The organism is Chitinophaga silvisoli, from assembly GCF_003412465.1.
GTDB lineage: Bacteria > Bacteroidota > Bacteroidia > Chitinophagales > Chitinophagaceae > Chitinophaga > Chitinophaga silvisoli.
In genome coordinates this window covers 58877-71792 of record NZ_QTJV01000001.1, presented here as the reverse complement: position 1 = coordinate 71792, position 12916 = coordinate 58877, and the positions used below count along the sequence as shown (strand labels likewise).

Sequence of the window (12916 nt, the reverse complement as noted above, 5' to 3'; positions counted from 1 at the left end):
TCAGAAATTATTTAGACAGATTGATCCATGCATGTCCATCTCGGGCGATCATCGCATCGGCATCTTCAGGACCCCATGAATCTGGTGCATAGTTCGGGAAGTCTACCGGAGTACGGTTTTCCCATGTTTCCAGGATTGGCATGATCAGTTTCCAGGCAGCTTCTACCTGGTCCGCACGCATAAACAGGGTAGCATCTCCTTCCATTACATCCAGCAACAATGTTTCGTATGCTTCCGGTGCATGGTCATCACCATACTGGTGATCGAAGTTGAATACCATATCTACCGGTTCCAATGTCATGGCCTGACCCGGACGTTTAGCCTGGAAGCGGATACGGATATCCATTTCAGGCGTGATGCTGATGGTCAGCCGGTTAGGTCTCCAGGTCTCTGCAGATTCTGAAGGGAATGCAAAGTGAGGAGCCGGACGGAACTGCAGGGTGATATTCGTTGCTTTCTGATGGAGGTGTTTACCGGTACGTACATAAAAAGGTACGCCCTGCCAGCGCCAGTTGTCAATATGGAATTTTACGGCAGCATAGGTTTCTGTAGCAGATTCCTTTGCCACGCCTTTCTCTTCACGGTAGCCTGGTACTTCCTTACCCTTGATCCAGCCGCTAGAATATTGGCCACGTACCGCATTCTCATGCACCTCACCTTTGGTGAAAGGACGCATTGCATTCAGCACGTCTACCTTTTTGTTACGCACCTCATTTGCATCGAATGATACTGGTGCTTCCATAGCGACCATACAAAGTACCTGCAGGATGTGGTTCTGCACCATATCACGCAGGGCACCTGACTTCTCATAGTATTGTGCACGATCTTCCAGACCTACTGTTTCGGACGCAGTGATCTGTACATGATCGATATAATTACGGTTCCAAACCGGTTCGAACAGGGCATTGGCAAAGCGCAGTGCCAGGATGTTCTGAACGGTTTCTTTACCCAGGTAGTGGTCAATACGATAGATCTGCTCTTCTGAGAAGAGACGGCCCAACAGCGCATTCAGATCATGAGCACTCTGCAGGTCATGGCCAAATGGCTTTTCTATTACAATACGGGTACAGTTCTTATCTGTGCAGAGATTCAGTGCACCCAGTTTCTGAGCGATGGAAGGTACCAGCTGTGGTGCTACTGCCAGATAGAAAATAACGTTTGGATGCTCACCCCATTCTGCTTCCTTCTCCTTCACATAGTCGGTGATCTTGCTGTAAGCAGCCTGATTGTCCGCATCCATCTGCAGGTAGGTTACATGTTGTGAGAACTGATCCCAATGACCATTCTGCTCATCTTTACGACGGGAGAATTTGCTGATCCCGTCCAGCAGGTGTGCACGATAGTCTTCGTTGTTATACTGGCTACGTCCGATACCTGCGATGGCAAATTTTTCCGGCATGTAATCGTCCAGAAAAAGGTTATATAAAGCCGGCGAAAGTTTTCTGTAATTCAGGTCGCCGCTACCTCCGAAGATAAACAGGATGGAGGCCGCAGGGCGTTTGTGGTTGCTCATAAAATAATGTTTTTTAAGCAGCGCAGCCTGACGGGGTTGTGCGCAATCCCGGTCAGGCCGCAACGATTTATTCTCCCCACACGGTATGGAAAGTACCGGGTTGGTCTATACGCTGATAGGTATGTGCACCAAAGTAATCACGCTGTGCCTGTACAAGGTTGGTAGGCATACGCTCTGTACGATATGCATCGAAGTAAGACAGTGCAGACATAATACCTGCTGCTGCTATCCCTGACTGTGCAGCACTTGCTACTACAGTACGGGTATTACCAACTACCTGCTTCACGATAGCTGCAATCTCTTCACTCAATAAGATGTTTGGCAAGGTTGGGTTAGCCTCATATGCGCGTGTAAATACTTCCAGGAGGGTAGAACGGATGATACAACCGCCTCTCCATACTTTCACTACTTCAGGCAATGGAATTTCCATTTCCAGTTCCCTGGATGCCTGTGTCAGCATAGCCAGACCCTGTGCATAGCTCAGCAGAATACCAAAGCTCAGTGCATCGTGAATCTGCTCTACACTCAGTGCAGGCGCAGATTCGGAAGAGTTATAAATTTTTGCAGCTTCTACGCGCTCGTCCTTGTAACCAGACACTGTACGCATAGCTACAGCTGTATCAATCACCGGTACGGCTACAGGCAGTTCCATTGCATCCTGTGAAGTCCACTTACCAGTTCCCTTGGAACCAGCTTTGTCAGAGATAACGTCTACAAGGTGTGCACTGGTCTTGTCATCCTTTTGCAGGAAGATGTCTGCAGTGATTTCGATGAGGAATGATTGCAGATCGCCTTCATTCCATTTTTTGAATGTTTCGTGAAGCTGCTCGTTGCTCAGGCCTTCCTTCTTCAGCAAGGCATAAGTTTCGCTGATCAGCTGCATGATGGAATACTCAATACCATTATGTACCATTTTCACATAATGGCCGGCACCTTCCTTACCCAGGTAAGCTACACAAGGAGTACCATTTACCTTGGCAGATACTGCCTCCAGCATAGGTCTTACCTTTTCATAAGCTTCCTTGTCGCCACCCGGCATGATGCTGGGTCCCGTACGGGCTCCCTTTTCACCACCGGATACGCCGATGCCCATAAAATGGATCCCCTTCTCACGCAGATATTTCACCCTGCGCAGGGTATCAGTATAATGAGAGTTACCGCCATCGATCACTACGTCGCCCTGCTCTAACAGCGGGATCAGTGACTCGATTACATCATCTACCGGTTTCCCTGCGGGAACCAGCATCATCAGTTTGCGCGGACGCTCCAGCAATTGTACCATGGTTGCCAGTTCAGCCACTCCCTTCACGGTAGTGCCAGCTGTAGCAGCCGATTCCAGTGCTCCGGTCTTGGTTGTATCCTTGTCAAAACCAATAACGGAAAAGCCATGATCAGCCATGTTCAGCAACAGGTTTCTACCCATTACGCCAAGACCAATCATGCCAAAATCGAATACGCTTTGTGCCATAAATTATCGTGTAAAAGCCAAAAGATGAAGTAAAATTACGAATTATCAATTAGGAATGGTACATAATCAATGTGCGCATCGGGAAAACATTCAATTCACCCGATGATTTGTACCAGTAAATTTTTATACTTACCAACCCAGCCACACCATGCCCAACCCACAAATAAAAATGGTGAATCCTCCCAAGGCATGCACATATCGCTCCAATCGACTGGTTGTCAACAGCGAAAAGCCATAATAACCCAACAGCACCATCGCCACCATAGTCAGTAATGTAAAGAGCGTAAATACCACGATGAGCAATACCATAGCGTAAGTAGAATGTTGCGCGGCCGGATATGTCAATAAAGGTATCAGTGGTTCACATGGCCCGAGACCAAAGATAATAAGCATAATCCATGGTGTCACCTTTCTCCGCTCCTGCGGATACACGATTTGTTCGTGTTTATGCTCATATACATATATATCCCCGTTGTCGTATACATCAAAATGCTTGTGCACCTTGTTTTGCCAGGCTCGTTTCAGTCCCCAGATTGTGTACAACAATCCAAAACTGAGCAATGCCCATCCGGCTATACCACCCCGCAGGTTTTCCAGGCCACTGATCCTGGACAAAGACCAGCCCAATGCAATTCCCAGCAATCCCAACAACACCGAACTACCCACATGGGCCACACCACAAAGCAGCGTCCATACCACCGTTTTGCCAATCGACCAGTTCCTTACCCTGCTCAGGGCTATGAACGGAACATAATGATCCGGTCCCGTCACTGTATGCAGGGTACTGATAGTCAACGCCGTGATAATGAGCAACTGTAGCTCCATATTCATACCATGATCATTTTAAAGTCTTCTTTCTTCTCCTGCCAGCAATGCTATCTTTTTAAATAGCTGGTAGAGCTGCTCACCACCCTGGCCCAAAACCCTTACCAGCAAGGCACCTGCAGCTGTTCTGGATACACCGCCCCTGATGCCTGGCTCTGCGGACAAAAGGTCATAAACCTCAGCTGCCATTTCCTCCACATCTACTGACAAATCCTGCCAATACAGGGAACCCTGATGGGTGTATTCCTCCCACTGCCCCATCTCCCCTGCCGGAATCTGTGCAGGCTCCAGCAAAGTCACATCCTTGAATACCAGCTTCCCCTCATACCGGACCTCCGTAGTACTCTGAAAATGCCGGCAGCGAAATACTTCTCCACTCAGCTTACGTCCACAGGTGATGATCTCTCCCCACAAGAGGCGACTCTCCTTCTCCATCTGTATCTTATTTACAGCTGTGAATACAGCATTTTCATGAGGTACACTGGGATGCGGCAGGTAAAAGAAACTGCTGCCGGCACCCAGATGGACTGAAAACAACTGCTTTGCACCGGATTTCATCTGGAAGATGCGCTGATAAGACTGTGTATACAGATGCAGACTGGTGCCTGCCGCCACATTTACTTTCATATCATATTCATCGCCATCCAGGATGCCCGGCGAAGCACTCATCAGCGTCAGGTGTAATTCCGCCGTATGCTGCCCGCTGATATCCGCCACCTTGAAAGGACGGGTAAAATAGCAGTGTTGCAGATATGTTTTACTATTCCGCGCTGCAGTATTTATTTGTAACTCACTATACATTATACTTCCAGTAGCGCGTACTTTTTGATCCAGTCAATTACCTGGTCCAATCCCTGCAGAGACATCAGGTTGGTAAATATAAAAGGCCTGTCCACCCGCATTTTCCGGGCATCTCTTTCCATCACTTCCAGGCTCGCATTCACATAAGGGGCCAGGTCAATCTTGTTGATCACTAACAGGTCGGAGCGGGTAATACCCGGACCTCCCTTTCGGGGAATCTTATCGCCTTCTGCCACATCGATCACAAAGATGGTCACATCTGCCAGATCAGGACTAAATGTCGCAGAAAGGTTATCACCCCCACTCTCAATGAAGATGATTTCCACATCCGGGTAGCGGGATACCATCTCATCCACCGCTTCCAGGTTCATACTGGCATCCTCACGGATAGCGGTATGCGGACAACCTCCCGTTTCCACCCCAATAATACGTCCGGCTGGTAGCAGGCTATTTTTCATGAGGAATTCCGCATCCTCCTTTGTATAAATATCATTCGTGATCACCGCCAGGCTATACGTCTCGTGCAACTGGCGGGATAAGCGTTCTATCAAAGCAGTCTTGCCAGCACCTACAGGTCCGGCCACACCTATTTTTATGTATTTTCTGTTCTCCATTTACGACATGTATAACCTTGAGTATAATTTTTCATGCTGCATACAGCTGATATCAAATGCAGGGCTGCAGCGACCTGCAAGCTCGCGGGGAATCGTTTGCGTTTTAGCCACCCACCCAGGCAATAAGGGCAATAAACTATATAATATTTCCTGCCCCTGTTGTTGGCCAAGGGGCACCAGTTTCACACAATTCGTGACCATGCCTGTAGCCGCATTGTAATAAAAGGCAATCATAGCCTCTTCCAATGGAACACCCAGCAGGTAAGCATATGCACCGAATACTAAACAATAATGACCAGTTGTTTGCGAAGCATATTCCTTTGCAAATGCATGCTTTGTCAATGGCATCATCAGCTTCAGCAACCGCAGCCCCAACTTCTGGCTGGCCTGTCTCATTTCCATCGGCGACTTCAATGCAGTACACTCTTCATCCAGGGATAATAATAGTTCCAAATCTCCCGCAGCAGCAGCCAGATATCCCTGCCATGCAAAGAAGCCATCGTTGTAAATAAAATTATATTCCAGCATGTTGCGGATGTAGGCACCCGCGGTATTTACATCGTACACCAGCCCTTGCTGCACATAGGTCTCCAACCCATTGGAATGGGTGTAAGCCCCTACCGGCAATGCCGGGTCGGACAGGTGCAACAAATGTGGCAACCAGTTTTGCATAACTAAGATTTTGTAGTCAGCTGCAGTATTTTACTGAATAAGGTGCTGCCCGATCCATGTTCATGTGGCTGCACATTACTTCGCAGCATATTTGTCAAAACCCTCTGTTCACGCAGTGGCTGATATCCTTTAGCTTCCAGCCAGCGAAATAAGGGATCTTCGTAAGGCACTAATACTTCTTCATTGACGATAAATAAAGGCAGGTGCTTGTTGCCAATCTCGTAACAGATAGTTGCCATATCCAGCATGCTGATTGGTTTGAGCACAATAGCCGCCGCCGGCAGGATACTCACGGCAATGACTGTATGATCATCCATCCAGAGAATATCTCCCTCCTGCAAAACAGGGAATCCTTTTACGACCTTCCAGCCTATTTCCCGTCCACCAAGGGTATTGCGGCGCATGATCTTTTTATTCGTCTCAAACCATTCCAACTGCAACAGGTCTACTACCCTTGCACCCGGATCAAATGACTGCACATTTCCCTGTATCGAATTTATCAGGATCATTTAAAATAGAAAATAACGTTGAGCTAATGGCAGTACCGTAGCAGGTTCGCAGGTTACTACCTTCCCGTCTACCGATACTTCATATGTTTCAGGATTCACCTTGATATCAGGCGTACTGTTATTGTGGATCAGGTCTTTCTTGCCAATATTGCGGCAGTTCTTCACCGGCAATACGATTTTCTGCAACCCATAGGTAGCCGCAATATTATTATTCACCGCCGCCTGCGATACAAAGGTTACACAGGTATTGTGCAATGCTTTTGAAAAGGCACCGAACATCTCCCTGTAGATCACTGGTTGCGGTGTAGGAATAGATGCATTCGGATCTCCCATTCTGCTGCAAATGATCATACCGCCTTTGATGATCATCTCCGGCTTGGCACCGAACAACGCAGGTTTCCACAACACGATATCTGCCAGCTTGCCGGCTTCCAGTGAGCCTACATGTTCAGCAATACCATGTGTAATAGCAGGATTGATAGTATACTTCGCTACATAACGTTTTGCCCTGAAGTTGTCGTTTTCCTTATCTTCAGGCAGGTAGCCCCTTTGCTTTTTCATCTTATCCGCCGTCTGCCAGGTACGGATGATCACCTCTCCTACGCGGCCCATGGCCTGTGAATCGGAACTCATCATACTGAATACTCCCAGGTCATGCAGAATGTCTTCCGCAGCAATCGTCTCCGGGCGGATCCGGCTATCAGCAAAAGATACATCCTCAGGCACACTCTTATCCAGGTGGTGACAAACCATCAGCATGTCCAGGTGCTCATCGATGGTATTCACCGTATAAGGTCTGGTAGGATTGGTAGATGAAGGCAGGATATTCGGGTACATGGCAGCCTTGATAATATCCGGCGCATGCCCGCCACCGGCACCTTCCGTATGGTAGGTATGAATCACGCGGCCATTGATAGCCTGAATTGTATCTTCCAGGAAACCGGATTCATTCAGCGTATCGGTATGGATCGCTACCTGTACATCATATTGATCCGCCACTTTCAGGGAGGCATCTATGACTGCCGGGGTAGCACCCCAGTCTTCATGAATCTTCAAGCCCAGTGCTCCTGCTTCCACCTGTTCTTTCAATGGCTCTACGGTGGCACAGTTACCTTTGCCCAGGAAACCCAGGTTCATCGGGAATGCATCTGCCGCTTCCAGCATTTTGCGAATGAACCAGGCACCGGGAGTAACAGTAGTTGCGTTCGTGCCATCAGCAGGTCCTGTACCACCGCCAATCATAGTGGTAATTCCGCTATGCAGGGCATGGGTGATCTGCTGGGGACTGATGAAGTGAATATGTGTATCGATCCCTCCGGCAGTAGCGATCAAACCCGCACCACCATGTACTTCAGTGCTGGCACCGATGATCATGTCGGGATCTACTCCATCCATGGTATCCGGGTTGCCTGCCTTGCCTATTTTTACAATGCGCCCGTCTTTGATGCCGATGTCTGCTTTCACGATACCCCAGTGGTCAATAATCATTACACTGGTGATCACCATATCCAGCACACCTTCGTTGCGGGTGGCAGTGGAGGACTGCGCCATTCCGTCGCGGATCGTTTTTCCGCCGCCGAATTTGGCCTCGTCTCCGTATACAGTAAAGTCCTTTTCTATTTCAATGATGATATCGGTATCTCCCAGTCTCACCTTGTCGCCGGTAGTAGGGCCATACATGGCAGCGTAACGCGCTCTGTTGATCTGCAGGCTCATGAGGGATTGTTTTTAAAGTGACCTTCATTAATTTTCTTCATGGCCTGGGTGGCTGAGATGGCGGTAGTGGTACTGCCATTCACCAGGTTGTTCATGCCATATGCATTCCTGGCACCTCCCAGGTTCACCAGCTCCACCGTCTTTTCTTCACCTGGTTCAAAACGCACGGCGGTGCCTGCCATAATGTTCAGGCGCTTGCCAAAAGCTGTTTTGCGGTCAAAGGAGAGCATGCGGTTGACTTCGAAAAAATGCGTGTGAGATCCTATTTGTACGGGTCTGTCGCCGGTGTTCACTACGGTGACGGTGGCGGTATCACGGCCTTCGTTGGCGTTGATATGACCGGGCTTAATAAAGTATTCTCCGGGAATCATAACATAGATTTTGGTTTTATCTGATGGGGTGGTGTACAGTTACCAGCTTGGAGCCATCTGGAAAAGTAGCTTCAATCTGGATCTCGTCTATCATTTCCGGTACCCCTTCCATTACATCTTCGCGGGTAAGGATGGTGGCACCATACTGCATGAGCTGTGCTACGGACTGCCCATCCCTCGCACCTTCCTGCAGGCGGCTGCTGATCAGTGCTATGGCTTCAGGATAGTTCAGTTTTACCCCTCTGGCCTTGCGCTTTTCGGCCAGTTCACCAGCCAAAAAGAGCAACAATTTTTCCTGTTCCCGGGCTGTTAAATGCATACGACTTTAGATTTTGGGTTATGGGGTAAATTACAAAAAAAGCCGGATGATTAGTCCGGCTTTCAACTTATTAAAATTATTTCTATGCAGAGTTTCTTCCCGCGTTGATAATTCCAAACGAACATCTTACGACTAGTTTCTCGAAGATTTCCTTCAGGCCATCCCCATTTCCGGCCTCATTCATCTCCCGGATGCGGGTTAATGCGTACTGCTGAATCGTGAGCAAAGGCAGTACGATACGCTCACGCATCTGGATAGACAACTGGTCGATTGGGTAATGAGACATCAGGTCAGAGTGGCCTGTCAGTTTCAGGAGGTAAGTACGGGTACGCTGGAATTCATCATGGATCAGCGTCCAAACTTCACCAAACTGCGGGTGGTTTTTATAGGCAGCAGTGAGCGGGAAGTAACACTTCTTCATCGCCATCTCACAGTTGTCCAGCAGGGTACGGAAAAACAGGGAGTTTTTATACAGATCCTGCAGTTGTTCCCATTTGCCTGCCTTTTCCATTTCTTCCAGGCCATAACCTACGCCGAAGAAACCCGGAACATTCTGTTTAATCTGGCTCCATGCACCTACATAAGGCACGGCCCTCAGATCATTCAGGTTCAGCTTGCCGGCTCCGTTTCTCTTGGACGGACGGCTACCGATGTTGGTTTCTGCATAATAGCGAAGCGGGCTTGCGTAGTTCAGGTAATCCAGGAAGTCCGGATGATTCTTCAGTTGATTGAAGGACTCAAAACCTGCATCTGCCAGTGTCTGCAACACCTCTTCCTGCTCGGTAGTCAGCGTCTTTTCACGGCTGGAGAAAAGTTCGTTGGCAATACCGGCATGCACAAGCTGTTCAATATTATACTGTGCAGAATCCACGGTACCGAAGTTGGAACTGATGGTCTGACCTTGTATCGTCAGCTGAATTTCTTTGTTGGCGATGTTGCGGCCCATAGATGCATAGAACTGATGGGTTTTTCCACCACCTCTTGCCGGAGGACCTCCACGACCGTCGAAGAAGACTACATTGATGCCATATTCTTTAGAGATAGCACTCAGTTCCTCCTTCGCTTTGTAGATGCACCAGTTGGCCATCAGGTAGCCACCATCCTTGGTGCCGTCAGAGAACCCGAGCATGATGGTCTGCTTATTATAGCGCTGTTGCAGGTGTGCTCTGTACTCTTCGTTAGAATAGAGGGAGCGCATTACCTCACCGGCATGGCGTAAGTCGTCGATGGTTTCGAACAGTGGTACGATGTCCACGCTAAGTTCGCTGTTCTTCCAGCCACTCAGCAGGAACAAACCATATACTTCCATTATATCCAGCGCGCTGGTGGTATGGCTGATGATATAACGGTGACAGCCAAACTCACCGTTTGCTTCCTGAATGGATTTGATGGCCTTGATAGTTGCCAGGGTATCCTGTTGCAGTCCTTCATCTACAATTGCCGGATCAGCTGCTTTCTTCACTTTCAGCAGGGCACTGATCTTTTCATCATCACTCAGATCTGCATAGTTCTTTGGCAGCAGGTCGGAGCCAGCTGCAATCTTAGCCAGAAGTGGTCCATGTACGGAGCTATCCTGACGGACATCCAGGGTGGCAAAGAACAATCCGAACAGCTCAACTCTTGTAATGAGGTCGTCGAGCAGGTTAAGGAACAGGGCGTTATTTTCCTCAATGAGGATAATGCGCACCCTGTACAGTGTATCGAGTATATCCTGACGGCACAGATTTGTCTTATGCCCGGGGATAAAGAGATTGCTATATAATTGCTGCTCCAGTGTAGCCAGCTCATTTTCGATGCCTTTGAAAGTCAGGCGGCGCTTGAGGCGGCGTACATCAAGATAGTAACATTTTATAATACCTCCACGCAGTGCATCAGCCACACGCAGGGTAATGTCTGCATTTACAAATGGGTTACCATCACGGTCACCACCAGGCCAGAAGCCCATGCGGATCACAGGATTGTTGCCATTGATAGCAGCAGGGAAATGAGATTTAAGGCGGGATACGATCTTACCGGCAGCTGTATAAAATGTATTTTCCAGGAACCAGATCAGGCTGATGGCCTCATCATATGGTGTTGGCTTTTCCTTCTTGAAAAACGGAGTTTTACCCAACTGCTTCAGGTAGGAGTCTACCTGTGCAGTATTATCATTAATCAAAGCCCTCGACAGGTCATTGATAATACTTAATACATTGCCCGGATAGAACTGTGTAGGATGGGCAGTCAGCACCAGACGTACCGAGAAGTCCTGTAACTTCGAGGCCAGTTCATCCTGCTTCTGCTCCGCCACTACTTCAGATTCAAGGTGACTGAGCGAACCTGTTCCATTCATGTCGTGAATGTGACGGAATGCGGCATCTTCCAGCGCATCGAACAATACGACCTGACGTTCTGCATACTGCACAAAGCGGAACAGCATATCAATTCTCTGCTGTTCATTTGCGCTCGTATACTGCTCGAAAAAAGATGTGAGAATTTCCTGCGGGCTTTTTTCCTTTCCATATCCTTCTTCACAGTGGATGAGGAATAAAGAGAGAAATACGCCGGTCTTCTCCACCTTATGAAAAGGTAGCGCAGTAAAAAGGCTGTTGTATAACTGGAACTTGGTGCCAACCAAATTCTTAAACAACTGTAGAGTGTTATTTACCGGTGCTTCCATAACTGATTTTACTAATTTTTAATGACCCTTAGCCAACCGGGAGATAAAAGTAGTACAAAATAGTTACAAAGTTTAATAGAAAAACTCCCGAAAAAATATGCCACGGCATATAGCCGTGGCATGCAAAGGGTCCCCCCTCGTTGCAGTTGAGAGCAAACGTTAATTGAACAATAGGTTCGGGTAAAAAGTAATTAGTATCTTAAAAAATTATTATGCTTTGGGGCGGAGCAGGTTGGAGTTTAATTTTGCAGGGTGTACCTGACAGGGAGGCTAAATTGTACACTTACACTTTCTCTGTTTTGTCTGCCAGGTTTCCATTTTGGCATTTTCTTTACTACACGGATGGATTCTTCTTCAAGACCACCTCCTTTTGCAGCACCAATTGTTCTTACATCATTGATGTTCCCTTCCTTATCTACTACAAACTGTACGAATACTGTACCCTGTATTTCGTTTTCCTGGGCTACGCGAGGATACTTCACGTTGTCACGGAGAAATCTGAGCAAAGCTTCTTCACCACCAGGAAATGAAGGCATAATTTCAACCGTGGTAAAAATTGTTTCTTTTTCTACTCTTGGCGCTTCTACTACTTTGTTGCCGGCACCATCTCCGGCCAGTAATGCAGGAATATCCTGACCATTGATATCATCCCCTTTTATATTGGCAACAGCAATAGACTTATTACCAATACTATCAAGTTTTACTACTTCGTCTTCTGCACGAACTAATTCATCACGGGTGATAATTGGAGGTGTAACTTTAACGGATGAAACGGCCGGCGGAGGTGTTGTCTGAACCGGAGGAGGTGGGGGAATTACCTTATCTTCTATAGGAGGTAATTTCACATTATCCAGAGCAATTACATCTTTCATCTCATTTCGTGTACGCATTAACGGTGTAATTAAAGAATTCCCCATTACGTATCCCCCTACAATTAATAAAGCAATGGAAGCTGTGCCTATCAAGGCTTTCCGAACACGCCTGTCTTCACTTCTGCGGAGTTCATATGCGCCGTACTCTTTGTTACGACCCTCGAAGAGAATGTCGAGGAAGTCTGCATTGTAAATGTTTGTTGTATTCATGTGTTGAACATTTACAATAGAGATGCGGGGTTAAAACAATTCCATATGATGTTGGATAATTTTTTTTAGCTTTTTAAAAATCCATTCCAGATTGAGATCCGGATCGGGACACCTATTTTGCTAAAGGAAGTATTCACTATCTTATATAAAGTAATTTCTTTCAGATATTGTATCAGTGCAAGACGCTAATATGCCAGGGGGCGCGGGGGGATACGTTACATTATAATTTACCACCAATAAATCTGCAACATACCTTGCCCCGCAAACCTTTCCGGCATTTCTTTTTTCTATTTACAGCTTATAGCAAACAAAATTTCCTGCAGTTTGTATCGGTTTCTATTAGTCTACCGATTCTGTAGACAAATAT

12 protein-coding genes are annotated in these 12916 nt (G+C 47.4%); all 12 read right to left on the bottom strand.

Features of this window, described 5'->3' with window-relative positions; genetic code table 11:
* Positions 1-7 precede the first annotated feature (7 nt).
* The 12 genes from zwf to DXN04_RS00190 all read right to left on the bottom strand — a co-directional run bounded on the left by zwf (position 8) and on the right by DXN04_RS00190 (position 12549).
* Entirely contained in the window at positions 8-1513 is a 1506-nt protein-coding gene (gene zwf, locus DXN04_RS00245) for a glucose-6-phosphate dehydrogenase (RefSeq protein WP_116851333.1), read from the bottom strand.
* Between the two features lie 67 nt (positions 1514-1580).
* Positions 1581-2981 (bottom strand): NADP-dependent phosphogluconate dehydrogenase, encoded by a 1401-nt coding sequence (gene gndA, locus DXN04_RS00240; protein ID WP_116851332.1) that lies wholly within the window; start codon positions 2979-2981, stop codon positions 1581-1583.
* A gap of 129 nt (positions 2982-3110) precedes the next feature.
* Positions 3111-3812, bottom strand: coding sequence for an urease accessory protein UreH domain-containing protein (locus tag DXN04_RS00235; protein WP_116851331.1), 702 nt, complete (start codon positions 3810-3812; stop codon positions 3111-3113).
* Positions 3813-3824: 12 nt separating this feature from the next.
* The gene (locus DXN04_RS00230; protein WP_116851330.1) at positions 3825-4607 is read right to left on the bottom strand and encodes an urease accessory protein UreD; all 783 of its coding nucleotides are present in this window, start codon (positions 4605-4607) and stop codon (positions 3825-3827) included.
* Positions 4607-5221 carry an urease accessory protein UreG gene (gene ureG / locus DXN04_RS00225; RefSeq protein ID WP_116851329.1) on the bottom strand — a complete coding sequence of 205 codons (615 nt, stop codon included), beginning with the start codon at positions 5219-5221 and terminating at the stop codon, positions 4607-4609. The genes DXN04_RS00230 and ureG overlap by 1 nt, the downstream gene beginning before the upstream one ends.
* Positions 5222-5893, bottom strand: a complete 672-nt coding sequence (locus DXN04_RS00220) for an urease accessory protein UreF (RefSeq protein ID WP_116851328.1) — start codon at positions 5891-5893, stop codon at positions 5222-5224.
* 2 nt (positions 5894-5895) lie between these two features.
* On the bottom strand, positions 5896-6402 hold the full coding sequence (gene ureE / locus DXN04_RS00215; RefSeq protein ID WP_116851327.1) for an urease accessory protein UreE: 507 nt from the start codon (positions 6400-6402) through the stop codon (positions 5896-5898).
* Positions 6403-8118, bottom strand: a complete 1716-nt coding sequence (gene ureC / locus DXN04_RS00210; protein ID WP_116851326.1) for an urease subunit alpha — start codon at positions 8116-8118, stop codon at positions 6403-6405.
* Complete coding sequence (gene ureB / locus DXN04_RS00205; protein ID WP_116851325.1) at positions 8115-8489, bottom strand: urease subunit beta; 375 nt, start codon at positions 8487-8489, stop codon at positions 8115-8117. Before ureB ends, ureC begins: the two co-directional genes overlap by 4 nt.
* 16 nt (positions 8490-8505) lie before the next feature.
* A complete protein-coding gene (ureA, locus tag DXN04_RS00200) occupies positions 8506-8808 on the bottom strand; it encodes an urease subunit gamma (protein ID WP_116851324.1) in 303 nt (100 codons plus the stop codon).
* 82 nt (positions 8809-8890) lie between these two features.
* Positions 8891-11467 (bottom strand): phosphoenolpyruvate carboxylase, encoded by a 2577-nt coding sequence (locus tag DXN04_RS00195; RefSeq protein ID WP_116851323.1) that lies wholly within the window; start codon positions 11465-11467, stop codon positions 8891-8893.
* Between the two features lie 239 nt (positions 11468-11706).
* The gene (locus tag DXN04_RS00190) at positions 11707-12549 is read right to left on the bottom strand and encodes an energy transducer TonB (protein WP_116851322.1); all 843 of its coding nucleotides are present in this window, start codon (positions 12547-12549) and stop codon (positions 11707-11709) included.
* Positions 12550-12916: the final 367 nt, after the last annotated feature.

Excerpts from the sequence above, each read along its gene's own strand:
- zwf (WP_116851333.1), bottom strand. The coding sequence starts at position 1,513 with ATGAGCAACCACAAACGCCCTGCGGCCTCCATCCTGTTTATCTTCGGA.
- ureB (WP_116851325.1), bottom strand. The coding sequence starts at position 8,489 with ATGATTCCCGGAGAATACTTTATTAAGCCCGGTCATATCAACGCCAAC.
- DXN04_RS00220 (WP_116851328.1), bottom strand. The coding sequence starts at position 5,893 with ATGCAAAACTGGTTGCCACATTTGTTGCACCTGTCCGACCCGGCATTG.
- gndA (WP_116851332.1), bottom strand. The coding sequence starts at position 2,981 with ATGGCACAAAGCGTATTCGATTTTGGCATGATTGGTCTTGGCGTAATG.
- ureG (WP_116851329.1), bottom strand. The coding sequence starts at position 5,221 with ATGGAGAACAGAAAATACATAAAAATAGGTGTGGCCGGACCTGTAGGT.
- DXN04_RS00190 (WP_116851322.1), bottom strand. The coding sequence starts at position 12,549 with ATGAATACAACAAACATTTACAATGCAGACTTCCTCGACATTCTCTTC.
- ureC (WP_116851326.1), bottom strand. The coding sequence starts at position 8,118 with ATGAGCCTGCAGATCAACAGAGCGCGTTACGCTGCCATGTATGGCCCT.
- ureE (WP_116851327.1), bottom strand. The coding sequence starts at position 6,402 with ATGATCCTGATAAATTCGATACAGGGAAATGTGCAGTCATTTGATCCG.
- DXN04_RS00230 (WP_116851330.1), bottom strand. The coding sequence starts at position 4,607 with ATGTATAGTGAGTTACAAATAAATACTGCAGCGCGGAATAGTAAAACA.
- ureA (WP_116851324.1), bottom strand. The coding sequence starts at position 8,808 with ATGCATTTAACAGCCCGGGAACAGGAAAAATTGTTGCTCTTTTTGGCT.
- DXN04_RS00235 (WP_116851331.1), bottom strand. The coding sequence starts at position 3,812 with ATGAATATGGAGCTACAGTTGCTCATTATCACGGCGTTGACTATCAGT.
- DXN04_RS00195 (WP_116851323.1), bottom strand. The coding sequence starts at position 11,467 with ATGGAAGCACCGGTAAATAACACTCTACAGTTGTTTAAGAATTTGGTT.